The following is a 25,233-nucleotide window of genomic DNA, read 5'->3' as shown; positions in this document are numbered from 1 at the left end:
CGCTGGCGTCCAAACCTCGAAAATTCAGTGGTTTGAGACATGCAGCAGCTAACGGGTTAACTGCAAATGGCTCACGCCGCTGAAATGAAGAGGTTTGGACGTCCGAAGGATTTGGCGGGTTTTTCCTGTGAGCTGCGTTACATCTGCTTGAAATTCAACAAGAGTTCCTGCGCAGAGGTGCCTGGCTACAGTAAAAACCTGCCAAACCAGCGACGTAAAATTAATGGGTCCTGACCCTAGCCAGATGCGTTCTTTGAATGCGGTCGGTTACGCTGCTTTGGCTTTCGCGATTGACGTACGCGCGTCGCCCTGTGCGATCCTTTGCCATCCCTCGGTCTGGTTTTTCACCTCAGGTTTCCAGCCCGTCATGTCCCGAAATTCCTGTGAGGTGATACGTTGGCTGCGGCCCAAGAGGCCGCGCATGTCCGGTTTCAACGCAAACCGAAGCAGGAACCGAGGCAGCTTAAACAAGCTTCGCCGTCCGACCGCCACTGCCAGTGCTTTGATCGCTTGATCCTGAGTGTACGGCTCTGTTTCTGCAACATCAAAGGTGCCGCTCTTTGCATGATTGAGCGCTGCAATCATTGCGCTGGCAGCATCCTCAACCCAGATCATCGATTTGAACGTTCCGCCAGTGGCCAAGGGCATCACAATGCCGTTTCGCGCCATCGAAAGCATATCCTGGCTGTCTCGGGAACCGGGTCCATAGAAGCTGCCAAACCGCAGGTTTATACCCCGGTTTTCGCCGCCGTGTGCCGCGAAGCGGGTCACGTGGTTCTCTGCTGTTAATGTCGATTGTAGCGGCGCGGGCGGGTTCAATTCGGCCGTGGCCGCGCTTTGCCAGGTGTCTCCGCCGTCTCCATACATGAAGAAAACGCTCGGATAGATGAAGGTTTTGACCTTTCCGGTCGCCAGCGCGGCATCAACGAGGTTCCCGGTGCCATCTTTGCGAATGCGGTCGTTCTGGGCCCAGGCATGGGGGGATTTCATGTCAGAGGTTTTGGGAATGCGTGTTGCCAGATGCAAGACGGCGTCGCAGCCCTGCATGTTGTCACGCAGACTGGAGGGATCAAATAAACTGGCGGCTGCGGGCTCTGCGCCGAGGGCACGCAGTGCGCTGATCTTTTCAGGAGAGCGGGCCAATGCAATAACCTTGTGGCCGCTGTTGACCAATGTGCGGATCACAGGGCGGCCAAGCACGCCCGTGCCGCCGGTGACAAATACTTTCATCATGCTGCGTTCCTTATGTTTTTGATGACCCAAGCTTGGCCAAGTGCCGCAATCCTAGGATCAACCGTCCCTGCAAATTCGGTCAGAAGATCGCTCACCGTCTCGGTCTTGAGGGCGGTGTGATAGGCCTGCTCGGCCCTGAGCATAGCGCGATTGATGCCGCAAGGTTTGGGGTAGGCATTGTGGTCTCTTACCGAACACGGGCCGCGGCGGCGGATCTCTGAACACCGGAACGCCGGGGTCTTCCCCTCAACCGCATGGACGATATCAAGCATGCTGATTTCAGATGCAGCCCTCGCCAGGCCGTAGCCCCCGGCAGGCCCAGAGAAAGATTTCAGGATGCCACTTTTTGCCAACGCTTTGAGGTGTTTGAGCAGATAGCTTTCCGGCACGCCGTGAAATTCGGCCAAGGCGCGCCCCGAAAGCCGCGCCTCTCCGGGCAGGGCTGCCAACAGCAAAACGCAATGCGCGGCCCATTCAACGCCATCACTCAGTTTCATTGAAATCTCTCCACGAATAATCAAGATATTTCTTATCGTGGATATTGGATATCGTCAATATAAACGGCAACGGACCGGGGAGGCAGGACGCCTCGATCCGGTTCGAGAGATCAAGTGATAGAAAAGCAATGAAGTTTCATGTTGTGGCTGTGCAGACCGGCGCGGTGTCTTGCCTCCTTGGTCTTTTCACGGGTCAGATGGCGCGCATCTGGGCTTCTGCATTTGACCACTGCGCGTCAGCAGCAGATTCGGCAGACAAAGCCGAGCCAATACCTGCGGATGATGTCTGGCCCTCGAATTTGAAATTCTCAATCAGCGCTTTCATCTGCTGGGCGGATTCCAGCAAAACAGCTGTCGCCGCGGAGGATTCCTCGCTCATCGCCGCGTTGGTCTGGGTCAATTGTTCAAGTTCAACAACAGTCCCTTCCATTTGTTTGATCTGATGCACCTGATCTCCGGTGGACACAGCAATGGCCTGCACCGCTTCCGCGGCTTTGGAAATGCGGGCGACAACATCGCTCATCGCGCTGCCCAGTTCGGTGATCAGTTTGCTGCCTTGTTCGACACCGCGTTGACTGTTTGCAATCAGTTGACCGATCTCATGTGCCGATTCCGCCGACCGTTGAGCAAGTGAACGCACTTCGGTTGCTACGACCGAAAATCCCTTGCCACTTTCGCCAGCGCGGGCGGCTTCGACGCCTGCGTTCAAGGCGAGAAGGTTCGTCTGAAAGGCGATTTCATTGATCACATCGGTCGCAACGCTGATTTTGTTTGAATACTCGGCAATCTGTGCCATCGCTGTCACGGTCTTATCGACCACCTGACCGCTTTGTTCCGCTGCATTCTGGGCACTGACGGCAAATTCGGTGGCCTTGTTGGCGTGATCGGACGCGGACAGGGAGGCCGAGTTGATCTCGCGCATCATGTCATTGGCCGTGCTAAGGCGGCTCGCCGCGCCTTCGGTGCGTTGTGATAGGTCTTTCGCCGCATTGGACAATTCAGAAGAGCTGTTCGTGACGATCTGGGCGTTTTGCGAAATGTGCCCAAGCGCATCGCCAAGCGATGAGGTGCCTTTGTTCACATTCAATTTGAGTTTGGAAAAGGCACCTTGAAATTCCCCCTCCATCTTGAGGGTGAGATCGCATTTTGCCAAAGCCTCTAACACGCGGGAGGTTTCCTTGACGCCAACTTCGACCGTTTCAACCAGTTGGTTCACCGAGGTGCGGATTGCATCGTCGTCGTTCTCTGTCGCTGCGTTCTGCATCCTGCCGGTGAAATCACCCGCCTGTGCCAGGGCGATAACCCCTGCCAGTTCGGCCTGCATCACTTCTGTTCTACGGGATCGCTCTTGCGCTTCTTCTGCTTGTTGCCGCTCAAGTTCTGCCTGCTCTTGCAAGGCTTGAAGCCGGGCCGCTTCTGCCTCTCTTGCGGCGGCATCTTTGGCCTTTTCTGCCTCTTGATGTTGGGCCTGCGCGAAGGCCAAATCACGTTTGGCCTGCTGTCCGTCACGGAACACGACCAATGCGCCAGCCATCTGGCCCAATTCATCTTTCTGGCCGATATTCGGGATTTCCACGTTATCTTGATCGGCGGCAATGGCAGTCATCGCATTGACCATCTTATGAATCCCGCGCGACAGACGGATGCTAACGGCAATAGAGATGAGCAAGCTCAAAGCGATCGTGGAAATCCCAACGGTGAGGATCACAAACAAGGACCTGCTGATCGAGGTTTGTGCGCGTTTGACGGAGTTCTCTGTTTCTGCCTGCGAGTTGATTAGGTTTTCGGAAATCACTCCAAATATTTCGCCATAAACGGACAGAGCGCCGCGCAACCCACCAAAGGCAATTCTTGGATTGCGTTCTGCCATGCCCAACAGTCCACTCAACTTCCTTTTGAACTCGGTGAAACTCTCAACGGGGACAAGCCCCGCCTCCGCAAAGCGGTCCAACTCCACGATCATCTGATCAATCTGGCCGCGCATTTCGGCGGCATCTTCGGCAGGGCCATTCATCTCAAGCCACAGAAGATATTGGTAGATTTTCTGGATCAACGTCGCCAACGCCGCGCTTGCCTCGTTATTGGCTTTCTCCTGCGGTGCCGCGATTTCGGTTAGGTACCGCATGGCACCGGTGGCGTCATCAAGGCCACGATAGGAAAACAGGGATACCACCGTCGCCCCGATAAAGGACAATAGGGCGACAAAGATGATTTTCTGCTTAATTGAGGTCAAGAACACGGCTTGCGGCCTTTCATTCGTGGCGCGGATCAGCCGTTGGCCCAGCTGCACAGGATGTTCTGAGCATCGGCGCGCACGCAAGAGCCGACGGATGGTGTGAGATCACCGCTTTCTGGGTTCATGAATTTCAACTGCACCTGATAGACTTCACCGCCCTGCGGCGTGTTTGCGATGATGTCATGGCCAAACTCAAATCCGTCAAAACCGGCCGCGGCGGTAAAATCCGTTCCGATGAATTCGGGCCAGACGTTATCGGCCCAGACGGTACCATCTACGTTCATCGCGAACATATGCAGGAAGTATTTGTCGGCGTACCATTCCTCAGTTTTGTGGTTAAAATCCTTTTCGGCCTGTTCGCGCCCGACCTGTTGGTAGTGGGTGACGGCACGGGCCACCATTTCTTTGGACATATCGCCCATTTCCTGAAGATCGGCGGCAGCCACGGCGGTGGCGGTGCACATCAGGCATGCTGTGATTAGCGGCTTGTTCATTGTTGGCTCCTGCATTCGGATGACGGGTTGCAGGGCGGGGTGTAAGGGCAGGTCGCTAACATCCGCTTAATGCCCAAAAGGGTGATCTCGGGCACATCCGAAACTTCGGACACACAAATAAAAACAGCCCCGCAGATCTGCGGGGCTGAACCATTCATCGACGGCCAGCAACAGCCTGAGTGCAACCAATCAGGAGGCAACCGCGAAGGGGTTGTTTGCCTTAAGATGCTTGAGAATGTTCTCAGGGCTGCTTTCGCCGTATGGATCATCCGCGCAGTTGTCTTCGATGCCCGGCTCTTCGAACCAAGCGACGATCTTACCGTCATCCACAACTGCTGCATATCGCCAGCTGCGCAGGCCAAAGCCAAGATTATCTTTTTGCACCAACATGCCGATTTTGCGGGTAAATTCCGCAGAACCATCAGGAATGACATTGACGGTCTTGATACCTTGATCAGCGGCCCATTTGTTCATCACAAATGCGTCGTTAACAGAAAGGCAATAAATGTCCTGCACGCCCTGTTCGGCAAATTCACCCGCCAGATTTTCAAAACCGGGCAACTGATAGGTCGAACATGTCGGCGTGAACGCACCGGGCAGCGAGAACAGGATGGCACGGCGGCCACCGAAATAATCCTGTGTTGTCATGTCCTTCCAGGTGAAGGGATTTGGCCCATCGATGCTGTCGTCGCGCACGCGGGTGCGGAATGTCACATCAGGCAATTTCATACCGATACGAGGCATAATAGTACTCCGAATTTTATTTGAATTAAGTCATCGCGTGAACGCAGAAATGGACCTTGTTTTATACGACAACTTTACTGAACAAACCGGATGAAACGGACCTTTTGATGGACGTTTCAGATAGGTCATCCAATGCCCGCCTTCCTTGTGGGTGAAGGGGCAATTGTCAAGCCGATCTCGGGCCGATTTTCACGATCCGTCCCGATCTATCCTGAAAGGCTCACCAAGATGCGAAGTGGCGTTTCAAGCGCATCCGGCCTAGAATCCTTCCCCAAATCCTAGGTCTGGGCCTGTGCGAAGAACAATTCGAATTTCCCTGCCTCGCCATCACGCTGCGCGGCATTTGCCAGGGGCGGCTTGCGGGCGGTAATGACCGGCCAAAGTTCTGCGAATTGCCGCGCGTGCGCGACCCATTTGGCGCTGTCCGGCTCCGCGTCTGTGCGGATCGCATCAGCCGGACATTCAGGCTCGCAAACGCCGCAATCGATGCATTCGTCGGGATGGATCACCAGCATTGCCTCCCCTTCATAGAAACAATCAACAGGGCAAACCTCGACACAATCGGTGTATTTGCAGGCGATACAATTATCGGTCACGACATAGGTCATGGCACAGCCTTCTCATCTGTTTGGTAAAATGGGCGGATGCTATCGGACAGACAGTCACTCAGAAACGGTCAGGATCTCGCTCAGCGGTTTCTTGATCTTGGCGACGCGCGGGATGGTGGCATCGGCCGCCGGATGGCCCACAGCAAGGATCATCACGGGCTTTTCCGACTGTGGCCGCCCCAGCATGTCATTGAGAAACTTCATCGGGTTGGGGGTGTGGGTCAAAGATGTCAGGCCCGCGTGGTGCAGCGCCGCAAGCAGAAAACCCGTAGCGATCCCAACGCTTTCGGGCACGTAATAGTTCTTGTAGCGCGTGCCATCGTCAAAATGGCCCCAACGCTGGGCAAAAATCACAATGAGCCATGGCGCATCCTCAAGGTGAGGCTTGTTGTCATTGGTCCCAATGGGCTCAAGCGCCTTGAGCCACTCATCGCCCGCGCCGCCCTCATAGAACCTGCGTTCTTCCTCTTCTGAAGCATCGCGGATGCGCTTTTTGAATGCCGGATCTGAGATCGCCACAAAATGCCATGGCTGATGATTGGCGCCCGATGGCGCGGTGCCGGCGGTGAGAATACATTTCTCGATCACGGCGCGGTCAATGGGGCGATTGCTGAAATCGCGCACCGTATGCCGCTTGCACATTGCGCTGTAGAAGGCCTGCGCCTGCGCCATTATTTCCGCATCAGTTAGGTCTGCACGGTCGGGCAGGGCAATTGGATCAAATGCAATATTTTCGCGGGCAAACATGAGGGGCCTCCTTGGGTAAGTTGTTGCGGCTGGCAAGAATGTCACCGCAGTTGGCCAAGTCGTAGCCTGCGCGATAGATTGTGGCATTCCTCATTGATGAGGAAAGAGCCTGGGAATACTCTGTTGTCTGACTTGCCACTAAGATCGGGCCGAATACACGGTGGGTGCTTGCATTGAAAAAATCAAATCCGGCGAACGAAAATGTCTTGGCCCTCACTGCGGCCCAATGTGCGGGACTGGTGGAAAATATCGGATCGGCTGGGTTGGTGCCTGCCTTGCTCAAGCTAGGTCACGAGGTGTGCCGAGCTGATTTTGTATCGATCTTCTGTCAGGGGGACCGGGACGTGCCGCTTTTGGTCGGGACCGACAGTTGCAAAGGAAAACGACGGGCGGAGCAGGCGGCACAGGGCTACACCCGCCACATTGATCAAGACCCAAACACGGCACTGCTGTCCGGCAGCAAAGGCGAAGGGGATTTCCTGACCCACCAAGATGCTGCCGATATCAAATCCTTTACCTATCGGCGCGATTGTTACGACCTACCCGGGATTGCGGGACGGATCTCCCTCGTGCGCCGGACGTCGACCTATGGCTTATCGGTGAGCCTTTATACGGCCGAAGAAACCGGCATTTTTGATCAGCCTAACCGCGCAAAAGCCGAGGCGCTGTTGGCGTTTCTTCTTGCAGCGGTGGAGCGGCATGTCGCGTTTTCGCTGAAAGGTTCTGTCTGGATGGAGCAGGATATTCAGGCACGCTTGGCACTCAGCTATCCGGGCCTCACGCACCGCGAACGAGAAGTTGCCGCAATGGCGATCAAGGGACGCACCGCCGCGCAGACCGCGCAGATTTTGGGGCTGGCAGAAACCACCATCATCACCCACCGGAAGAATGCCTATAAACGCATGAACGTGGCGTCGTTGCGCCAGCTGGTCGCCAAATTCTGAGAACGCGCCTTTGCACGCCCGTTGATGGCCAAGCTTGTGTGTTCGCCAATCGGTTTATAGACTGAACCAAAGACCACGTGACAGGTGCGGCTTGAAGCTATCCAGCCGCCCGAAGGAGGACGCATGCCGGTTCAGGCTTTGAAACAGAACAAACTACACGACCAGATCGCGGAATTGCTGATCGAACTCATCCTTGCCGGTGATTTTTCCCCCGGAGATCGCCTTCCGTCAGAGCGTGATCTTGCCGAACAGTTGAAGGTCAGCCGTGGGTCATTGCGTCAGGCCCTTGTTGTGCTGGAACTCAGCCGTGTGCTGGAAATCCGCACCTCCAGCGGGATCTTCGTGGCTCAGGATGCGCTGTCCAATGCCAACCGCCTGCCATCGCTGGACGACAGCGGGCGACGCCCCCTTGATATCATACAAGCCCGCCGAGCGGTGGAAGGGGAAACGGCCTATCTGGCTGCAAAACTGGGCTCTGAGGCGGATATCGAGCGGATCAGAGCAGCCGCGCAAGCCTTGGAAGAAGGCGAGCGGCGATATGATTTGCGGCACCCATCAGACCGGCAATTCCACCGCGAGATCGCCCGCGCAAGCCAGAATACGGTGTTGGCCGATATGGTGCGCGATCTGTGGAATATGCAGCGCGGCAAATACTATCAACGCCTCGAAGATCACTTTTCGACCGCCGAAATGCGGGACTATGCGATTCGGGATCACCGCGAAATTCTCGCGGCGATCACCGCAGGCGATCCTGATCTGGCCCGCCGAATGATGCACCGCCATATGGATCGTATCTATAATAACTTGGCCACAAGCGCGTTGGAATTGCCAAAAGCCTGAAGTCCGAGGGGCGCTTGACAGATCTTATTTTGGTCTTATGGTTCATTCAATGTACCAATTTGCGATGAGATGGCTTGATCCATCTGTCGCGCTTCTGCCGCTCCGACAAACGGGACGGCATACGGTGTTCAGGGAGGACCCAAATGAAGTCAATTATCAAATCAACCCTCGCGGCAATCGCGCTTTCTGCGGCGGCTGTGACAGGTGCCTATGCGGCGGATGTGTCGGATCAGAAATACGTTATGGTTGTTCCGATCTCGGGCCACCCGTTCTGGGTGCCGATCCGTCAGGGTGCGCAGGATGCGGCTGATCAACTGGGCGTGCAGTTCGAATTCACCGGTCCGGTCGAATTTGACAACATCGCAACGCAAAACCAGATGGAGCAGATCGCACTGACCCAACCTTAGGCGTTTCTGACCGGTGCATTTGATCCATCCATGTCCGAAACCATCAAGCGCGTCACCGAAATGGGTGTGCCTGTGGCCACGTTTGATAGCGACGCACCAGATAGCCCGCGCATCACCTTCGTGGGGCCAGATCACTACAACGTCGGTTTTCAGTACGGTAAAAAGATCGTCGAGCTGCTGCAGGGGCAAGGCAAGGAAGAGGGGCAGATCGGCCTTCTGACAGCCATCAACCAAACCAACCTGCAAGTGCGTATTCAAGGCCTGAAAGATTATCTGTCTGCCAACGCACCCGCCTATGAGGTTGTCGCGATCGAAGACAATCAGGGTGATGACCAAATCACAGCAGAACGCACCAAGACCATGCTGCTTGGCAATCCGGACATCGACGGTCTAGTTGTGATCAACGCAACCGGTACGGGCGTGGCGACTGCATTGACCGAACTGGGCCGCAAAGGCGAAGTGATGGTCGTGGCATCAGATGTCTTTGATCCCATCGTTTGCGGCATCAAGGATGGCGCCATTCAGACAACTTCGGCGGTGAACACCTACCTCGAAGGGTTCCTCGCTCTGAAACTGGCGTATGAATATGTGAACAACAACCTCGACGGCACGCCCGGCGCGGATGTGGGTGTCTCTGTTCTGCCGCCAAAAATTGATCCCGGCATGTTCTTCATCACGAAAGAAAACGCCGATTCATTCCTTGTCGGCAGCTGTTCCTAAGCGGCCTCACGTCCGGCTGGCATCCCGCTGGCCGGACATATCTGTCCTTTCTCATGAAGTGGTCCCATGACCTTGTCCCAGACAAACACTGATCGGCTTGGAGATGCAGGAGGGTTTGATTTCAAACGCCTATTGCTGAGCCGCGAGCTTATCGTTGGCGTGATGATCCTGATCACCGCCATCGCCGCGACAATGCTGTCGCCCTATTTCCTGACCGCCGCCAACATCAAGAACGTGGTGATCGGCATGTCAATTGAGATGATCGTCGCCATTGGCCTGACGATTGTTCTGCTCAGCGGCGGCATTGACCTCTCGGTCGGCTCTGTTGTGGCGCTAAGTGCGGTTGTGATTGCACTGGCCTTTAACGCGGGCCTGTCTATTCCTATCGCCATAGCGGCGGGGCTTTGTGCCGGTGTCGTTGTCGGCGTGGTGAACGGATATCTGATTGCCTATGTCGGGCTCAACCCATTGATCACAACCCTTGGCACCATGACGATTTTCCGCAGCGCGGTGTACATCCTGTCTGGCGGTTACGCGATGTCTTCGATCCCCGGCAGTTTCAAGGCGCTGGCAAATGGTGACTTGCTGTTTGGTCTGCCAAATCTGGTTGTGCTTGTTGTTGTGTTGATCGTGCTTTTCCACATGGCGATGTGGCAGAACGTCTGGTTCCGCAAATTTGCCTTTCTCGGCGGGTCTGAAATGGCGGCGCTGCGGGCGGGGATCAATGTCAAACGGCTCAAGCTGATGGGCTATGTTATCTGTTCGGTTCTCGCCGCACTGGGCGGTGTCGTTGTCGTGGCGCGGCTTGGCTCGGCCTTTCCCAATACGGCAACGGGAATGGAGCTTCGAGTGATTACGGCAGTGATTGTTGGCGGCTGTTCGATCTATGGCGGGCGCGGCACGGTTTTGGGCGCGGCGCTTGGGGTTTTGTTCCTCGCTTTGGTCAATAACATCCTCGTTCTGAACGCCGTGTCCGTCTATTGGCAGGGGGTCGCATCGGGCTGTGTTCTGATCCTTGCTGTCCTGTCGGATGCCATTATCAACCGGGGGAAACGGTCATGACCGCACCAAACAAAGTGGTCGAAATGACCGGTATCGAAAAACGGTTCGGCCCTGTTGAAGTGCTGCGCGGTGTGGACTTCGAACTTTATGAAAACGAAGTTCTTGCACTGCTGGGCGACAACGGCGCAGGCAAATCGACGCTGATCAAAACCTTGTCAGGTTATTACCAGCCCGACGCGGGGCAGATCCGGATCGGCGGGCAGGCTGTCTCATTTGGCACACCACATGAGGCCCGCGATCACGGCATTGAAACGATCTACCAAGACCTTGCGTTGTTCGACAATCTGGATGTGGCCGCCAATGTGTTTGCCGGCAAGGAAAAGGTCGGCGGTGGCTGGCGCAAGATGCTGGGGTTTGTGGACCGCAACGCCATGCGCAACGAGGCCCGCGAAGCCGTCAGCCAGATGGCGATCAACATCCCGCGCATTGACCAGGAGGTCAGCGCGTTCTCGGGTGGTCAGCGCCAATGTGTCGCCATCGCCAAATCGGTGATGTGGGGCCGCAAAGTGGTGATCATGGATGAACCGACAGCCGCCCTTGGGGTGCGCGAAACCGGCAAAGTGCTGGATCTGATCCGCACGCTGAAGTCGCATAACCTGTCGGTGATCGTGATCATGCACAATATCGAACACGTTATGGAAGTTGCGGAACGGGCCATCGTCATGCGCTCGGGCACGCGGCGCGGCACGGTCAATTTGAATGGCCCGCAGGACCGCGAAAGCCATGATGAAATCGTCAAAATGTTGATGTGAACGCAACCCGTTCCACAATGAATAACAAGGATAATATTATGAACGCGCAGAATTTTTCGGGGCGCAAGGCGATCATCACTGGCGGCGCACGCGGCATGGGGGCGGCGGCAGCCCGCGCCATGTTGGAGCGTGGCGCAAAGGTCTGCCTTTGGGATGCCAACGCCGATGCCTTGGCTCAAAAGGCGCAGGAGCTAGCAGCTTTTGGCCCTGTCATGCACCGGGTTGTGGATGTCAGCGACTTTTCCGATGTGGCCGCTGCCGCACATGAGGCAAACGATCAGATGGGCGGGCTGGACATCCTTGTCAATTCCGCCGGGATTGCAGGGCCAAACGCCATGGTAGAGGCTTTCCCACCAGATGATTGGGCTCGCGTGATGCAGGTCAACCTGAACGGAGTGTTCCATTGTGCCCGCGCGGTGGTGCCTTTCATGAAAGAGCATGACTATGGCCGCATCATCAACGTGGCCTCCGTTGCGGGCAAAGAGGGCAATCCTAACGCCTCGGCCTATTCGGCCTCCAAGGCGGGGGTGATCAGCCTGACCAAATCTCTGGGCAAGGAACTGGCGCAAACCGGCATTCGGGTAAATGCGATCACACCTGCGGTGATCAAGACCGAGATGCTGGATGATGTGACCGAGGAACAGATTTCCTACATGCTTGCCAAGATCCCGATGGGGCGCATGGGCACAGTGGATGAGGTTGCCGAAATGGTGATGTTCCTGTCCTCCGAGGCATGTTCCTATTCAACTGCTGCCGTGTTTGACATGTCCGGCGGCCGCGCGACTTACTGAACCCATGACAAAACAACCTGCCCTGCGTTCCTTTGGGGCGCTGCCGGATGGCCAAACCGTCTGGCAAATCCCGATCGTGGGGCAGGGGTTGCGCGCCAATGTGCTGAGCTATGGCGCGACCTTGCAAAGCCTTCATCTGGAGGGCCACCCGCAATCTCTGGTGTTGGGTTTGAATGATCTTGAGGGGTATCTCGACCAAGCCATCTATCTGGGTGCGACTGTCGGGCGCTGTGCCAACCGGATTGCCGAAGGGCGCTTTTCCATCGACGGCACCACCTATCAAACCGATCAGAATTTTCTCGACAGGCATATGCTTCATGGTGGGCGCGAGGGCACATCGCGGCTGAATTGGCAGGTTGCGGAGCACCGGCTGGACCGGGTCACGCTTGCGCTGCATTTGGCCGATGGTCACATGGGCTTTCCCGGTGCGCTGGATGTAGAGCTGACCTATGCGATTACGGCAGGTCCGGCCCTTCAGCTTGAGATCACCGCAACATCGAGCCTGCCAACCCCCTGCAATTTTGCCCATCACGGGTATTTCAACCTAGGCCTGTCCGGGTCGGTTCTGGATCACGTGCTTTATAGCCCTGCCCAGCATTACCAGAGGCCCGACGAAGGGTTGATACCGCATGATGCGCCGGAGCCATTGACCGGCCACGCATTTGATCTGCGCCGCGCCAAACCTTTGAGTGCCGCGTTGCGGGATGGCCGGATTGATCACAACTATTGCTTCGACCACCGCCAAGGTCAGGCGCACCTTGCCCGCCTGAGCGCCCCTGACAGCGGCATCAGCATGGATATTCACAGCACCGAACCGGGTTTGCAGATCTATGACGGGGCGCTGACCAATCTGGTGTCTGAGGGCGGGGCGCAGTGGCCGGAATACGCCGGTATCGCGCTTGAGCCGCAGAACTGGCCCAACGCGGTCAACAACCCGCTTGCCCCTTCACCGATCCTGCGCCCCGGCGCGGTTTATCGGCAGCGGACCGCCTTTGTTTTTTCCGCCGGCACCTGATGGACCGAAAGCTATAGCAAGACCTGATGCTCTTGCTGGCCTTTGATTGTTGTTTGGATGACGAATGTCTTGCCTTGATCCGCCTGATCCTCTGGCAGCCCATCCGCCGCTGAAGTTGCAAACAACCGATCCAGTCCAGATCCGCCAAAGGCGGGGCAGCTGATTTGCTGTGCTGGAAATTCCACCGCACTGACGAAAGACCCGTCAGGCGCATAGCGGGCCACACGCGATGCGCCCCACTGGGCGTTCCACAGATGTCCGGTATCATCCACAACGGCCCCATCGGGGAACAGACCCTCGGCCCGAAGATCCGCAAAAACCTGTGGTTTGCCTTGTGGCCAGCCGTCGTTGTCCAAGGGCTGTTTGTGGATGATCTGCGTCAGGGTGTCCGTGAAATAGGCAACCTTGCCATCGGGTGCAAAACAGATGGCGTTCGGGATCGTCAGCTGGTCAAAAATCTGGTACAATTGACCTTTGTAAAAGCGGTAGATTGCCCCTGCGCCCGCTTCGATATTCTTGCCCATGGTTCCGATCCAGAACCCGCCAAACGGATCCGCGCGGCCATCGTTGGAACGGGTGATCGGGTTGGAAGCCTCCAGCAGGGTCATCTGCTGCCGGGCGCCGGTTTCCAGGTTGAAGGTAAAAAGCTGGGTTTCACTGGCGATCAGGATCGTGTCGTGATCGATCCAGCCAGCGGCGGAGACATGTTCGTCAAACGCCCAGGTGATCGGTTTTCCGCTGTGTTTGCTGTGCAACTTTCGACCCAGAATATCGAACCAAAAAAGCTGTTGCCGCAACGGGTGCCAAAACACACCTTCGCCCAAGCGGCAGCGGCGTTGGTCAAATATCTCTGCTGTTGCACCTGCAGCCATCAGATCCATCCGCCATCGACCGAGAACTCCTGACCTGTGCACATCGCGCTGTCATCTGCAGACAAGAAAAGTGCCATTGCGGCCGCGTCTTCCGGGGTGATGCGACCAGCAAGCGGTTGATTGGCCTGCAAGAACACCTCGCCCTCTGCATCCAGATGCAAGGCGATTTGGCGGTCGGTCATCACCCATCCGGGCAACACCGTGTTGATCCGCACGCCCGCCGCGCCCAGCGGTTTGACAAAGGAACGGGTCAACCCATGCAAGGCGGCCTTGGCCGTTGTATAGGCTGGCATGCTGTCCACTTTGGCCTTCCATGAGATCGAACCAAAGTTGACGATGCTGCCCTGCTTGCGGTCGATCATGGTCTCTGCGACGGCCTGAATGGCAAAGAACGCTGGTCGCAGGTTCACGTCAAAGGATTGGTTCCACCCTTCGGGCGTCAGATCCTGCATTGCATGACGGGTGTCGTTGGCCACGTTGTTGATCAGAATATCAACTGGCCCCACGGCATCCGAAAATTCTGAAATCGCGGTCTGAAGCGCTGCGATGTCGGTGACATCAACCCGGCGAAACCACGCCGTGCCCCCGGTTTCGGTGATCTGCTGGCAAAGCTGCTGACCCTGCTGCTCAGCGATATCGATAAAGCCGACAGTGACCCCCTGATCCGCGTAGGCCTGCACCATCGCGGCGCCAATGCCCGTCGCGCCGCCGGTCACAAAGGCGCATTTGCCTTTCAGGCTTGGATAGGCGGCAAAAGCCCGCCGGGCCGAGGTGAGGGGGGCATCAATGGTTGTCACGGGGAACCTGATTTTGCTGTGCGATGGCGTGGTATTTGACCGCTGGTTTCAAAACCATGCCGCGGTCCAGTTGATCGACCATGCCGCGTTGGATTTCTTGCCATGGGGTCTGATGGGCGGGGTATTGATAGCCGCCAGCCTGTTCCAGCGCCTCTTTGCGCGCCGCCAATTCAGTATCGGAGATCAGCACATTCACCTTGCGCCGCCCTAGATCGATCCGAACCCGATCACCGGTTTGCAGCAAGGCCAATCCACCGCCTGCTGCGGCTTCGGGGCTGGCATTGAGAATGGATGGGCTGCCGGATGTGCCGGATTGACGGCCATCGCCAAGCGTGGGCAGCTCTGAAATTCCGGCGCGGATGAGGGCGGCGGGCGGCTGCATATTCACCACTTCTGCGCCGCCGGGGTATCCGATGGGCCCCGCGCCGCGGATCACCAGAACGCAATCGGCGTCGATCTGCAAAGCCGGGTCATCGATCCGGTCGTGATAATCCTCTGGTCCGTCAAACACGATGGCGCGGCCCTCAAAGGCGTCGGGATCATCGGGGTCAGACAGATATCTTTTGCGAAAGTCGGGCGAGATCACGGATGTTTTCATGATCGCGCTGTCAAACAGATTGCCCGACAAATGCAGAAAACCCGCCGCCTCTTTCATCGGATCGGCCACAGTGCGGATCACGTCTCGCTCTGGCACTTTGGCATCGGCATAGATCTCGGCAATTGACTTGCCCGTGATCGTCATGGCGTCCGGATGCGGTAGCACGCCGGCGTTCAGCAGTTCCTTCACAACCGCAGGCACCCCGCCGGCGCGATAGAAATCTTCGCCCAAGTATTCACCTGCGGGCTGCACATTGCACAGCAATGGAATGTGGTGGCCCAAACTGTGCCAGTCATCATTGCTCAGCGGGACATCCAGATGGGCGGCCACTGCATTAAGGTGGATCGGCGCGTTTGTGCTGCCGCCGAGGGCAGAATTGACCACAATCGCGTTTTCGAAGGCCGCGCGGGTCATCACGTCAGAGGGTTTGAGATCCTCGCGCACCATATCCACAATGCGCTGGCCGGTGTGATAGGCCATCTGCCCGCGTTCGCGGTAGGGCGCAGGAATGGCCGCCGCGCCGGGCAATTGCATCCCCAAAGCCTCGGCCAGGCTATTCATCGTGGTGGCGGTGCCCATGGTGTTGCAAAACCCCACGGACGGGGTTGATGCCGTGGCCATCTTCATAAATTCAGCATCGTCAATTTCACCCGCCGCCAGCATCTTCCGGGCCAGCCAGATGGATTGACCTGTGCCGGATCGTTTGCCGTCATGCCAGCCATTCAACATTGGCCCAACAGAGAAAGCGATGGACGGAATATCAACAGTTGCCGCCGCCATAAGAAGCGCTGGCGTGGTTTTGTCACAACCAATGGTCAGCACCACGCCATCCAGCGGATACCCATAAAGGCTTTCGACCAGCCCCAGATAGGCGAGGTTCCTGTCAAGCGCCGCCGTCGGGCGCTTGCCGGTTTCCTGAATGGGGTGCACGGGGAACTCAAGGCAGATACCACCCGCAGCCGTGATCCCGTCGCGCACCCGCTTGGCCAGTTCAATATGATGCCGGTTGCACGGGCTCAGATCGCTGCCGGTCTGGGCGATGCCGATGATCGGTTTGCCCGATTGCAACTCCTCAAGAGTGAGCCCGTAATTGAGGTAGTGGCCCAGATAAAGCGCGGTCATAGACGGGTTGTCTGGATTGTCGAACCACTGCTGTGACCGTAGCTTTTTCATGGGACGGCTGCCTTACAAAGCGACAACGGTTTGGGTTTGTTCGCCCAAACCATCAATGCCGAGGCGCACCACATCGCCGGAGTTCAACCAGACCTGCGGTTTCATGCCAGCGCCCACACCCGGAGGGGTGCCGGTGCAAATCAGATCACCCGGTTCAAGGCGCAAAAATTCGCTGAGGTAGCTGACGATGGTCTGGCAATCAAAGATCATCGTGTCTGTATTGCCGGATTGCATCCGTTGGCCATTCACATCCAGCCACATGGGCAGTGCGGCGGCATCGCCAACCTCATCACCGGTTACGATCATCGGGCCGGTCGGGCAGAAATTGGGGAAGGATTTACCTTTGGACCACTGGCCTGAGCGTTCCTGCTGCCAGGCCCGTTCGGACACATCATTGACCAGCGTATAGCCCAGAATGTGATCCTTGGCCTCTGCCTTGCTGATGTTCAGCGCGGATTTGCCAATCACAATGCCCAGCTCAACCTCCCAATCCAATTTGGTCATTTTGGGGCTGTGCAGGATCGGATCATTGGGGGCGCAGAACGTACCGGAGGATTTGGTAAACAGGATCGGCTCATCCGGAATGGGCAAACCTGCCTCGGCTGCGTGATCGGAGTAGTTCAAACCGATGCAATAGATATTGCGCGGCTGGGACATCGGGCTGCTGACCCGCGCCCCGTCCGAAGAGACCTCGGGCAGCGCGGTCAGATCGGCATTGGCCAGCTTGGCCTGCAAACCATCAATCGTATCCGGCCCGATATCTGCGGCAACACTGCGGATATCGCGGGCCACACCGTTTTGGTCCAATACGCATGGCACTTCCTGCCCAGCATCACCCAATCGAAGAAATTTCATAGTCTGTTCCTTAGCTCTTTTGCTTGCCCCACCAGGTCTGCGCCAAAGGCGCCCCCTGAACAAAGCTGTCTTTGCCCAGATCACGCTGGATCCGCAGGCATTCATTCCATTTTACCATCCGTTCGGAGCGCGTAAACGACCCGACCTTAAGCTGACCGCAGCCAAGCCCCGTAGACAGATGGCTGATTGAGACATCCTCAGTCTCGCCCGAACGCGCAGACACGATTGCGCCCCATCCTTGTTTCACGGCTGCATCAAAACACGCAATGGATTCGCTCACGGTTCCGGCCTGATTGACCTTGATCAGCGCGGCATTGCACGCACCCTGCGAGATTGCCTCGCGCACCAGATCGGCATTTGTCACCAGATAATCATCGCCAATGATTTGCACGCGGCCACCAAACCGACGCGTGAATTCGGCCATGCCTTTGGGGTCATCCTCGCCCAGCGGATCTTCGATGGACGCAATCGGATAGCTGTCGATCCACCGGCCCAACATGTCGATCATGCCGCTGCTGTCCAGATCCCGGTCTTCGAGTGACAAACGGTATTTTCCGTCGGTGCCAAACTCAGACGCCGCGATATCCAGCGAGATCACAACGCGGTCGCCCGGTTTTTCGCCAGCTTTCTCAATGGCTGCGACCAGCGTCTCAAGCGCCTCTTCGTTGCTGTCAAACTGCGGCCACCAGCCGCCCTCGTCTGCCACGCCAGCAAGTTTGCCGCGCTGGGCCATGATATCGCCAGCGGCAAAATAGACCTCGTTGGTGATCTCCATCACCTCGTCAAAGCTGGCCGCGCCGGGCACCATGATCATAAAGTCTTGAATATCGACGCGCCCGCCCGCATGGGCTCCGCCGCCAAAGATCTGGATTTCGGGCAATGGCAATTTGGGAGCGCAGTCGTAACTGTCCGCAACATGCCGCCAAAGCGGTTTGCCCGCATGATCGGCAGCGGCGTGCAGCACCGCCAGCGAGGTCGCAACCATCGCATTGCCGCCCAGGTTTTCCTTCAGCGCAGTGGCGTCCGCATCTATGAGCGCGGCATCAACCGCAGCCTGGTCCAAACCATCCAGTCCGCGCAACGCAGGAGCGACATGCCTTGCGATCCCGTCTAACGCCTTTTGAACGCCCATCCCGCGCAGGGCCGTCCCGCCATCGCGCAGGTCGACCGCCTCTCGGGTGCCGCGTGACGCCCCGGCTGGCGCAATGGCCCGACCTGTCGATCCGTCTGCGAGGGCGACTTCAACCTCGATCGTCGGATTACCGCGCGAGTCCCAGACCCGCATTCCATGGATTGATGCAATTTCGCTCACGCTTGTGTGTCCTTTATTGCCTGATGGATGGTGCCGAAAACCTCGGCCAAGGTTGCTGGCGGCGCCAGAACCAAAGATCGCGCCAGATCGCGGGTCAAACTTTGCGAGGCGGCATTCAAATACTCGACGGGTGATTTACCATCGACCCGCCCCAGCATCAGCGCGGGCAGCAATCGGCAAATCCGCTGTTCCAATGCGCTTTCCGCTTCCCATGTGATATGGGCGCGATAGCTGTGCCAAAAGGCGCTGGCTTCCTGCAAATAAACCTCCGCCATTTGCGGTAGGTGAATGGATTTCAATACCAGATGGTTGAGACAGAAGGATGGATCAAAACTTGCATCTCCAAGGGTGGCACATTCCGCATCCAGAACCACCGGACGCCCGCCGCGAAGCAAGATATTTTTCGGGCTGACGTCACCATGGACCAGCACGCGATCAGCCGAATAAAGCATATCCGCCAGCGCATGAAGGGCGCTGCGGCAATCCGGGTGCCGTCCTGCGGTAAAGGTCAAATAGGGCTCAATGCGCAGGGCGCGAAAATCGTCGGCATTGTGGAATGGCGCGGTATCGAAACCCTCTTGGGTCGAAGCGGCGTGAATGCGGCCCACCAGATCGCCAACCACGGCGGCCTCGCCTTGCGGGGCCTGCCCTGCCAACAGCGCGTCTTTCCAAAGATAGACGTCAGCCCCATCCAGAAATTCCATGGCAAAACCATTGAGCGCATCGGAGCGGCCAAACAGTTTTACCGCGCCATCAGGCGCGATGCCTGACGCGACTCGCAGCCATTCGTATTCGGCGCGGTTGCGATGGACTGGCGCGAACCAGTCTTCGGCAACTTTCAACTTGGCCAAAGCGAACTTGGCACAGACTTTGCGGCCCTCAAATTCCACCATGCCAATGTCAGAGGCCACACCGCCGGTCAAAGGCGTTGCGGTGCAGCTTTGCCCGGCTTTGATCAAGCCAAGCTCGACCAGCAATTCCGCGCATCTTTTCTCAAATTCGCTTGCCAAGGGCTTTGCCTCCCTGCATCGTGTTCACGTGAACATATGCGATAACGCCAACATATTTGTCAACACATCCAAACCAGAAATGCTAACCTGCGCCAAAACCAATAGGATTCTTTCTTGAGCAATCGCGTCACCATCAAGTCCATTGCCAGAGATCTGGGAATTTCACATATGACAGTGTCACGGGCGCTTTCGGATCATCCGAATGTGCGGCCCGACACCCGCAAAGCTGTTCAGGATCATGCCCGCAAAGTTGGCTATGTGAAAAACGCCGCGGCAAAGGCCATGCGCGGCGACGGGACAAAGATTGTTGGCTTGCTGCTTCCCAATATCGTCAATGAATTCTATGCCCGCTTTGCCAATACGCTGGCGCAATCTTGCGAAGATCATTCATTGCATTTGATCATCCATCTGACGAATGATGACCCCGAAACCGAGCTGCGCGCCTTCGAGCGATTGCACGAGGTTCAGGCAATGTCGGTGATCCACGTGCCGGCGCCGGGCGCGGTTCGGAATGTCTCGGCTCACCTCAACGGGGTGAATGTGATCCAGCTGATCCGGGAACAAGACATGGGCCAACCTGCGTCCTCCATACTGGTTGAGGACCACAGGGCCATTGGCGAAGCTGTGCAGCATTTGGCAGGACTGGGGCATCGGTCCATCGGTTATATAGGTGCGGATGAACGGCTGTCCTCGGGGCGGGCGCGACGAGCGGCGTTTGAAGCTGGGCTCGCCTCGGCGGGCCTTGCGAGTGATGAGCGCTTGATCACACTAGGCGCCCCGGATTTTAGCACCGGCCAACGAAATGCGGCGCGATTGTTGGAAGCGGGCAATGTGACGGCGATTGTCTGTGGCGGGTTTGAAATTTCAAACGGAGCGCTCAGCGTTTTTCTGGAGGCAGATCAAGGTGCAGTAGAGGGCGCAGGTTTTGTCGGGTATGGCGATCCGTCTTACTATGCTTGGCTGGGCGGGGGCGTGTCCACTATCGCAATGCAGGTGGATGAGCTGGCACAGGAGGCGGCCCGCCTTGCCGATTGCCGGCCCGAAGAACAGCCCGTTAACAAGAGGTCGTTCGAGGCCTCGTTTGTTGCACGAAATACCCATCTTGCGCCCATGCGAGGCGGAGGGTGACCCTTACGTGTCGCGCCGATTCCCCTGCCATGTCATCGGTTGCCAAGCGCCATGACCGGGCAGGCTGTGCAATACGCGGTCGCGGACAATCTCTTGCCCCCGTGACAGAACAGTCACTGGTATGCCTGTCACCGTGGTGCCTTCAAACGGGTTATACCCGACATTGTCCTTAAGATCATTGGCGCCATAGGTATGGCTCAAATCAGGGTTCCAGACTGCTATATCTGCATCAAAGCCCGGTGCAATCGCGCCTTTGTTCAGCAATCCGAAAGCCTGCGCGGGGGCTGTTGCGGTGACGCGAGCAAACGCTTCCGGCCCGCCGCGCCCTTGGGTGACCATGGCGTTGAACATAAGTGGCAAACGGGTCTCGAGCCCGGGCATGCCGTTGGCGATTTTGTTGAACGGGGCATCACGCCCATTGGCGAACTTGCCGCTGGCGTCCGTCCGGTAGGGCGCATGATCGGAAGTGACAAGTGACAACGTGCCATCCGCAATGGCGTCCCAAAGGGCATCCTGATCATCGGTGGTTCGTTGCGGCGGAGAGCACATGAACCGTGCCGGATTGTCCTGCTCCAGAATGTCCGCTGTCATAAACAGGTAGTGCGGGCAGGTCTCTGCCTGCACATTCACACCTTCGGCGCGGGCCTTGCGGACGATCTCTGCCCCTTCGCGGGTGGAAACATGAAAGATCATGATCCGTGCGCCAGTGAATTTGGCAAAGCGGCACATGCGGTCAATTGCCTCGATTTCTGCTTCGCGCGGATGCGACGCGGCGTGGTATTTCGGTGCGGTTTTGCCCTCCGCCAGCAGTTTATCGGTCATGTTGCGGATCAGCCCGTCGTTCTCTGCGTGAAAACATACCAATGCGCCATCGCGAGCAGCCAGATCTAGAATATCGAGGATGGATTTGTCGTCTTGGCGAACCTTGTCATAGGTGGTGAAAATCTTGATTGAACGGTGGTTTTGCGCGATCAACCTGGGCAGATCATCGGTCAAATTGCCATTGGCCGTATCGGCAACAATCATATGGAAGGCGTGATCAATCATCGCGCCCTTTTGGGCAAGTGCAGCATACTCTGCCACGACCTGTTTGATCTTCTGTCCCGGATGCTGCGCGGCAAAAGACACCACGGTGGTTGTGCCGCCAAAGGCCGCGGAACGCGTTGCCGTTTCAAAGGTATCGGCATTCATCAGCCCTGCGCCAGAAATCTGCTCGATATGGCAGTGTGTATCGACGCCGCCCGGCAAGACCAGATGGCCGCCTGCATCAATTACCTCGGCTTGATTGTCGGGCAAATCCGGCGCGACCGCGGTGATCTGCCCGCCGGTGACGCCCACGTCAGAATGTTGCATGCCCTGCGGCGTTACAATGGTGCCGCCGCGAATGATGAGATCGAATGTCTTGCTGTTCATGCCCGGTCCAACGCCAAATTTTGCATATTGAAATACTCAGTGTATACCATTTCTCATATCTTTAAAGATGCCTCGGATATAAATATGACATAGTCGAGCAAGCAGCGAAGGAGAAACAATGGCCGATCCCGTCCAAACCTTGGGGAATTCTGCGTTTGAGCGGATGAAGGCGATGATTCTCGATGGCACGTTGGAACCCGGCACCCTGCTGCGCGAAAAGAAGTTTGCCGACCGGCTTGGTGTGTCGCGCACCCCCGTCCGCGAGGCGATTGGCCAGCTGATCAGCGAAGGCCTCGCGACCCGGTCTGCCGGGGGCACACCCATGGTCAGCAGCGTCTCGCTGGGCGACATTATGGAGATCCTTCACGCCCGCAGCCTGTTGGAGTGCGAAGCTGCAAAAAAGGCCGCTATTTCAAAGTCTTCATATGATGGATTGCTGGACCTACGGGCGCAGATCGTTGGGTTTATCGAGGGCGAGCGACCCGACCCGCGCACCCATTCCAAACTTGACCGGGATCTTCATCTTGAGATTGCGCGACTGGCGGGATCCAACATATTGGTCGAGCTGATAGAGGGCCTCAAGAACAAGACCAGGATGTTCGATCAGGGGTCGATTCCCGATCGGCTTTTGCCCGGTTGCCATGAGCATCTGGCGATCATTGACGCGATCACCGCGCAAGCGCCTGACGCTGCTTCAGCGGCGATGAAGTTGCACCTGAGCAACGTGCGCGAAGCCATTATTTCACACATCTACCACCCGTTTTAATCCGCGCCCCTGCAGCCTACGCGGGGATTTAGGAGAGGCCTATTGACTCGGTGTTCAAATGGTATACCGTCCGGATACCAAATTGATCCAAAGTGAGTGACTAGATGACTTCGACACAGGTAAAGCGTCCGGATGATGGGATCGTTCTGGCAGTCACCTTTCAGTACTACCGTGACCTGCCCGCAGCGATGGCCTTCTACGAGACTGTGCTTGGCTTCGATCTGGCCATTGATCAAGGCTGGTCAAAAATTTACCGGATCGACGGGCAGGCCCATGTTGGCCTCGTCGATGAGGCCCGCGGCATGCAGAACTGGGCTGAAGCCAAGACCGTACAATTGTGCCTGCGGGTACCGGATGTGGACGCTTGGCATGCCTGGGCGGCCTCTCGGAATGTTGATGGGCTGACGGAGCCGCGCGACAGCGCAGAGCTGGGCATCCGCGCCTTTGTTATGAACGATCCCGAGGGATACCAGATCGAGGTGCAGACCGCGAAGCCGGGGCACTGATCACCCAAACCCATTTAACCCAAACCACAACAAGGGCGGCAAACCGTCCGGTTCTACTTTTCGCAAACGCGACCAACCAGAGGAGTTTCCATGAAATATCTGTCTCAAACCGCCCTTCGGGCCGGAGCTGTCGGGGTGGCGGTTCTTGCTGCGGCGGCCAGCATGGCCCAAGCCGAAGGCAAATCCGTGACCATCGGTCTGACATCCGATCCCAGCCATCTTTACCCCCTCGCGGGAGAAGAGCTGTCGTCCAACATCATGTATTACCACCTTTATGATCCGCTCGTGAAGCGTGCGGGGGATCTGTCCTTTGGGCCGGGCCTTGCTGAAAGCTGGGAAAATGTCGATGAGACCACGTGGCGTTTTAATCTGCGCGATGGTGTGACCTTCCACAACGGCAATGCCTTCACTGCAGCGGATGTTGTTTTCACCGTCGAAAAGGCCCGCGAATCCATCCGTCCTGATCTGGTGGCAAACATCGCCTCCATCACGGCAGTGGATGATACAACGGTCGAGATCACAACGCCCAAACCCTATGCGGTTTTGCCCAATGATCTGGCGGAATTGTTGGTCCTTGATGAGGAATATACCACCGCCACCGGTGACACCGATATGGACCTCAAGCCTATGGGCACCGGGCCTTATATGTTGGATCAATGGATCAAAGAGGAAAAACTGGTTCTGAAGGCCTTTGATGGCTACTGGGCCGGGGCACCAAAGATCAAAGAGGTCACATTCCGCCCGATCACCAATCCGGCCACCCGCACGGCGGCATTGCTGACCGGCGAAGTGGACGTGATCCAGGATCTTGCCGTGCGCGACGTGGACCGCGTGAAGAAAGAGGGCGGGTTTAGCGTCATCACACGGCCCAGTCTATTGAATGTCGTACTGGCCATGGACATGCGGGAGGAATCCCCGACCATCGAGGGCAAGAATCCGATGACCGACCAAAGGGTCCGGGCGGCGATTGCACAGGCGATTGACGTGGACGCGATCAACAAGATTGTGATGAACGGGCTGGCAACACCCTCGGATCAATATGTGCCTTCATCCCACATTGGCCATGTCGATGGCATGAACTTCCGCGAGATGTATCCGCTGGATATTGACGGAGCAAAGGCGCTGATGGCCGAGGCAGGCTACGCCGACGGGTTCACCATGACGTTGGATGCGACCAACAACCGCTATGTGAACGATGCCCAGATTGCACAGGCGCTGGCCTCGATGCTGGCCAAGATCAACATTGATCTGCAACTGAACATCATGCCCAAGTCGAATTTCTGGGGCTACATCCGTGTGCCGACAGAGAATTCCAGCTTTATCATGAGCGGCTGGGACGTGCCGTCGGGCGATGCCGGGTCCATGTATGGTGCGTTGTTCTATTCACGGGGCAAGAAAGACGGCTATGGACAGGTGAACCGTGGTTCCTATTCCAACGCTGAAATGGATGCACTTGTTGATCAGGCGGATTCCACCCCCAAGATCGAAGAGCGTGACGCGCTTTTGCAGCAAGCGACCAAGATCCTGATGGCCGATGTCCCGATGATCCCGCTGCATTATGAGCAAGACATCTACGCCGCCCGTGATGGCGTGATGCTTGAGCCGCGCGTGGACAAGTTCCTGTGGGCCTACGACATGGACGTCAAATAACCCCGTAACTGGCCCTGGCACGCCCAATGCGCGTTGGGGCCATTTTTTCCCTATCAAACAAGG

At 57.0% G+C, this 25,233-nt stretch carries 26 protein-coding genes; 12 read left to right on the top strand and 14 right to left on the bottom strand.

Features of this window, described 5'->3' with window-relative positions; all coding sequences use genetic code 11:
• Positions 1-267 precede the first annotated feature (267 nt).
• The 7 genes from C8N31_RS11020 to C8N31_RS10990 all read right to left on the bottom strand — a co-directional run bounded on the left by C8N31_RS11020 (position 268) and on the right by C8N31_RS10990 (position 6,559).
• Entirely contained in the window at positions 268-1,233 is a 966-nt protein-coding gene (locus tag C8N31_RS11020) for an NAD-dependent epimerase/dehydratase family protein (RefSeq protein WP_051544660.1), read from the bottom strand.
• Positions 1,230-1,730 carry an RrF2 family transcriptional regulator gene (locus C8N31_RS11015; RefSeq protein ID WP_025049734.1) on the bottom strand — a complete coding sequence of 167 codons (501 nt, stop codon included), beginning with the start codon at positions 1,728-1,730 and terminating at the stop codon, positions 1,230-1,232. Before C8N31_RS11015 ends, C8N31_RS11020 begins: the two co-directional genes overlap by 4 nt.
• Before the next feature lie 193 nt (positions 1,731-1,923).
• The gene (locus C8N31_RS11010) at positions 1,924-3,963 is read right to left on the bottom strand and encodes a methyl-accepting chemotaxis protein (protein WP_156026918.1); all 2,040 of its coding nucleotides are present in this window, start codon (positions 3,961-3,963) and stop codon (positions 1,924-1,926) included.
• A 35-nt stretch (positions 3,964-3,998) separates the two neighbouring features.
• Positions 3,999-4,460: a hypothetical protein gene (locus C8N31_RS11005; RefSeq protein ID WP_025049736.1), complete on the bottom strand. Its 462-nt coding sequence runs from the start codon at positions 4,458-4,460 to the stop codon at positions 3,999-4,001.
• Between the two features lie 189 nt (positions 4,461-4,649).
• On the bottom strand, positions 4,650-5,204 hold the full coding sequence (locus C8N31_RS11000; RefSeq protein WP_037918911.1) for a peroxiredoxin: 555 nt from the start codon (positions 5,202-5,204) through the stop codon (positions 4,650-4,652).
• Positions 5,205-5,482: 278 nt separating this feature from the next.
• A complete protein-coding gene (gene fdxA / locus C8N31_RS10995) occupies positions 5,483-5,812 on the bottom strand; it encodes a ferredoxin FdxA (RefSeq protein WP_025049738.1) in 330 nt (109 codons plus the stop codon).
• A 54-nt stretch (positions 5,813-5,866) separates the two neighbouring features.
• Positions 5,867-6,559: a nitroreductase family protein gene (locus C8N31_RS10990; protein WP_025049739.1), complete on the bottom strand. Its 693-nt coding sequence runs from the start codon at positions 6,557-6,559 to the stop codon at positions 5,867-5,869.
• Between the two features lie 206 nt (positions 6,560-6,765).
• On the opposite strand from C8N31_RS10990, the gene C8N31_RS10985 reads away from it, so the two are divergent.
• The 8 genes from C8N31_RS10985 to C8N31_RS10950 all read left to right on the top strand — a co-directional run bounded on the left by C8N31_RS10985 (position 6,766) and on the right by C8N31_RS10950 (position 13,090).
• Positions 6,766-7,503, top strand: coding sequence for a helix-turn-helix domain-containing protein (locus C8N31_RS10985; protein WP_146173127.1), 738 nt, complete (start codon positions 6,766-6,768; stop codon positions 7,501-7,503).
• 123 nt (positions 7,504-7,626) lie between these two features.
• Positions 7,627-8,343 (top strand): FadR/GntR family transcriptional regulator, encoded by a 717-nt coding sequence (locus tag C8N31_RS10980; RefSeq protein WP_025049741.1) that lies wholly within the window; start codon positions 7,627-7,629, stop codon positions 8,341-8,343.
• A 143-nt stretch (positions 8,344-8,486) separates the two neighbouring features.
• The gene (locus C8N31_RS10975) at positions 8,487-8,750 is read left to right on the top strand and encodes a type 1 periplasmic-binding domain-containing protein (RefSeq protein ID WP_025049742.1); all 264 of its coding nucleotides are present in this window, start codon (positions 8,487-8,489) and stop codon (positions 8,748-8,750) included.
• A 30-nt stretch (positions 8,751-8,780) separates the two neighbouring features.
• Positions 8,781-9,470 carry a substrate-binding domain-containing protein gene (locus C8N31_RS10970; RefSeq protein ID WP_025049743.1) on the top strand — a complete coding sequence of 230 codons (690 nt, stop codon included), beginning with the start codon at positions 8,781-8,783 and terminating at the stop codon, positions 9,468-9,470.
• 66 nt (positions 9,471-9,536) lie between these two features.
• On the top strand, positions 9,537-10,532 hold the full coding sequence (locus tag C8N31_RS10965) for an ABC transporter permease (protein WP_025049744.1): 996 nt from the start codon (positions 9,537-9,539) through the stop codon (positions 10,530-10,532).
• On the top strand, positions 10,529-11,284 hold the full coding sequence (locus C8N31_RS10960; RefSeq protein ID WP_025049745.1) for an ATP-binding cassette domain-containing protein: 756 nt from the start codon (positions 10,529-10,531) through the stop codon (positions 11,282-11,284). Before C8N31_RS10965 ends, C8N31_RS10960 begins: the two co-directional genes overlap by 4 nt.
• A gap of 38 nt (positions 11,285-11,322) precedes the next feature.
• Positions 11,323-12,075, top strand: a complete 753-nt coding sequence (locus C8N31_RS10955) for an SDR family NAD(P)-dependent oxidoreductase (protein ID WP_025049746.1) — start codon at positions 11,323-11,325, stop codon at positions 12,073-12,075.
• Between the two features lie 4 nt (positions 12,076-12,079).
• A complete protein-coding gene (locus C8N31_RS10950) occupies positions 12,080-13,090 on the top strand; it encodes an aldose epimerase family protein (protein WP_025049747.1) in 1,011 nt (336 codons plus the stop codon).
• A gap of 11 nt (positions 13,091-13,101) precedes the next feature.
• On the opposite strand, the gene C8N31_RS10945 is transcribed toward C8N31_RS10950, so the two are convergent.
• From C8N31_RS10945 to C8N31_RS10920, 6 genes are read right to left on the bottom strand one after another with little or no spacing between them, the layout of a single operon-like run.
• Positions 13,102-13,962, bottom strand: coding sequence for an SMP-30/gluconolactonase/LRE family protein (locus C8N31_RS10945; RefSeq protein ID WP_197021543.1), 861 nt, complete (start codon positions 13,960-13,962; stop codon positions 13,102-13,104).
• Positions 13,962-14,759 carry an SDR family NAD(P)-dependent oxidoreductase gene (locus C8N31_RS10940; protein WP_025049749.1) on the bottom strand — a complete coding sequence of 266 codons (798 nt, stop codon included), beginning with the start codon at positions 14,757-14,759 and terminating at the stop codon, positions 13,962-13,964. Before C8N31_RS10940 ends, C8N31_RS10945 begins: the two co-directional genes overlap by 1 nt.
• Entirely contained in the window at positions 14,746-16,530 is a 1,785-nt protein-coding gene (locus tag C8N31_RS10935; protein ID WP_025049750.1) for an IlvD/Edd family dehydratase, read from the bottom strand. The genes C8N31_RS10940 and C8N31_RS10935 overlap by 14 nt, the downstream gene beginning before the upstream one ends.
• 12 nt (positions 16,531-16,542) lie before the next feature.
• Positions 16,543-17,385, bottom strand: coding sequence for a fumarylacetoacetate hydrolase family protein (locus C8N31_RS10930; protein ID WP_025049751.1), 843 nt, complete (start codon positions 17,383-17,385; stop codon positions 16,543-16,545).
• A gap of 10 nt (positions 17,386-17,395) precedes the next feature.
• On the bottom strand, positions 17,396-18,697 hold the full coding sequence (eno, locus tag C8N31_RS10925) for a phosphopyruvate hydratase (protein WP_025049752.1): 1,302 nt from the start codon (positions 18,695-18,697) through the stop codon (positions 17,396-17,398).
• Positions 18,694-19,707: a phosphotransferase family protein gene (locus C8N31_RS10920; RefSeq protein ID WP_025049753.1), complete on the bottom strand. Its 1,014-nt coding sequence runs from the start codon at positions 19,705-19,707 to the stop codon at positions 18,694-18,696. Before C8N31_RS10920 ends, eno begins: the two co-directional genes overlap by 4 nt.
• 114 nt (positions 19,708-19,821) lie before the next feature.
• Here C8N31_RS10920 and C8N31_RS10915 point away from each other — a divergent pair, with 114 nt between their 5' ends.
• Positions 19,822-20,835 carry a LacI family DNA-binding transcriptional regulator gene (locus C8N31_RS10915; protein WP_146173126.1) on the top strand — a complete coding sequence of 338 codons (1,014 nt, stop codon included), beginning with the start codon at positions 19,822-19,824 and terminating at the stop codon, positions 20,833-20,835.
• Positions 20,836-20,838: 3 nt separating this feature from the next.
• Here the strand turns inward: C8N31_RS10915 and hydA are convergent, their stop codons facing one another.
• Positions 20,839-22,248, bottom strand: coding sequence for a dihydropyrimidinase (gene hydA, locus C8N31_RS10910; RefSeq protein ID WP_025049755.1), 1,410 nt, complete (start codon positions 22,246-22,248; stop codon positions 20,839-20,841).
• Positions 22,249-22,366: 118 nt separating this feature from the next.
• On the opposite strand from hydA, the gene C8N31_RS10905 reads away from it, so the two are divergent.
• The 3 genes from C8N31_RS10905 (at position 22,367) to C8N31_RS10895 (ending at position 25,170) form a co-directional block, all read left to right on the top strand.
• Complete coding sequence (locus C8N31_RS10905; RefSeq protein ID WP_025049756.1) at positions 22,367-23,014, top strand: GntR family transcriptional regulator; 648 nt, start codon at positions 22,367-22,369, stop codon at positions 23,012-23,014.
• Between the two features lie 104 nt (positions 23,015-23,118).
• Entirely contained in the window at positions 23,119-23,520 is a 402-nt protein-coding gene (locus tag C8N31_RS10900) for a VOC family protein (protein ID WP_025049757.1), read from the top strand.
• A gap of 90 nt (positions 23,521-23,610) precedes the next feature.
• On the top strand, positions 23,611-25,170 hold the full coding sequence (locus C8N31_RS10895) for an ABC transporter substrate-binding protein (RefSeq protein WP_025049758.1): 1,560 nt from the start codon (positions 23,611-23,613) through the stop codon (positions 25,168-25,170).
• The last annotated feature ends 63 nt before the right edge of the window (positions 25,171-25,233 follow it).

The sequence above is a fragment of the Sulfitobacter mediterraneus genome (genome assembly GCF_003054325.1).
GTDB classification, from domain to species: Bacteria; Pseudomonadota; Alphaproteobacteria; order Rhodobacterales; family Rhodobacteraceae; genus Sulfitobacter; species Sulfitobacter mediterraneus.
The sequence above is the reverse complement of the archived record's forward strand: the minus strand, read 5'-3'. Positions and strand labels throughout refer to the sequence as shown.

Excerpts from the sequence above, each read along its gene's own strand:
- C8N31_RS11020 (WP_051544660.1), bottom strand. The coding sequence starts at position 1,233 with ATGATGAAAGTATTTGTCACCGGCGGCACGGGCGTGCTTGGCCGCCCT.
- C8N31_RS11015 (WP_025049734.1), bottom strand. The coding sequence starts at position 1,730 with ATGAAACTGAGTGATGGCGTTGAATGGGCCGCGCATTGCGTTTTGCTG.
- C8N31_RS11005 (WP_025049736.1), bottom strand. The coding sequence starts at position 4,460 with ATGAACAAGCCGCTAATCACAGCATGCCTGATGTGCACCGCCACCGCC.
- C8N31_RS11000 (WP_037918911.1), bottom strand. The coding sequence starts at position 5,204 with ATGCCTCGTATCGGTATGAAATTGCCTGATGTGACATTCCGCACCCGC.
- fdxA (WP_025049738.1), bottom strand. The coding sequence starts at position 5,812 with ATGACCTATGTCGTGACCGATAATTGTATCGCCTGCAAATACACCGAT.
- C8N31_RS10990 (WP_025049739.1), bottom strand. The coding sequence starts at position 6,559 with ATGTTTGCCCGCGAAAATATTGCATTTGATCCAATTGCCCTGCCCGAC.
- C8N31_RS10980 (WP_025049741.1), top strand. The coding sequence starts at position 7,627 with ATGCCGGTTCAGGCTTTGAAACAGAACAAACTACACGACCAGATCGCG.
- C8N31_RS10975 (WP_025049742.1), top strand. The coding sequence starts at position 8,487 with ATGAAGTCAATTATCAAATCAACCCTCGCGGCAATCGCGCTTTCTGCG.
- C8N31_RS10970 (WP_025049743.1), top strand. The coding sequence starts at position 8,781 with ATGTCCGAAACCATCAAGCGCGTCACCGAAATGGGTGTGCCTGTGGCC.
- C8N31_RS10965 (WP_025049744.1), top strand. The coding sequence starts at position 9,537 with ATGACCTTGTCCCAGACAAACACTGATCGGCTTGGAGATGCAGGAGGG.
- C8N31_RS10960 (WP_025049745.1), top strand. The coding sequence starts at position 10,529 with ATGACCGCACCAAACAAAGTGGTCGAAATGACCGGTATCGAAAAACGG.
- C8N31_RS10955 (WP_025049746.1), top strand. The coding sequence starts at position 11,323 with ATGAACGCGCAGAATTTTTCGGGGCGCAAGGCGATCATCACTGGCGGC.
- C8N31_RS10950 (WP_025049747.1), top strand. The coding sequence starts at position 12,080 with ATGACAAAACAACCTGCCCTGCGTTCCTTTGGGGCGCTGCCGGATGGC.
- C8N31_RS10945 (WP_197021543.1), bottom strand. The coding sequence starts at position 13,962 with ATGGCTGCAGGTGCAACAGCAGAGATATTTGACCAACGCCGCTGCCGC.
- C8N31_RS10935 (WP_025049750.1), bottom strand. The coding sequence starts at position 16,530 with ATGAAAAAGCTACGGTCACAGCAGTGGTTCGACAATCCAGACAACCCG.
- C8N31_RS10930 (WP_025049751.1), bottom strand. The coding sequence starts at position 17,385 with ATGAAATTTCTTCGATTGGGTGATGCTGGGCAGGAAGTGCCATGCGTA.
- hydA (WP_025049755.1), bottom strand. The coding sequence starts at position 22,248 with ATGAACAGCAAGACATTCGATCTCATCATTCGCGGCGGCACCATTGTA.
- C8N31_RS10905 (WP_025049756.1), top strand. The coding sequence starts at position 22,367 with ATGGCCGATCCCGTCCAAACCTTGGGGAATTCTGCGTTTGAGCGGATG.
- C8N31_RS10900 (WP_025049757.1), top strand. The coding sequence starts at position 23,119 with ATGACTTCGACACAGGTAAAGCGTCCGGATGATGGGATCGTTCTGGCA.
- C8N31_RS10895 (WP_025049758.1), top strand. The coding sequence starts at position 23,611 with ATGAAATATCTGTCTCAAACCGCCCTTCGGGCCGGAGCTGTCGGGGTG.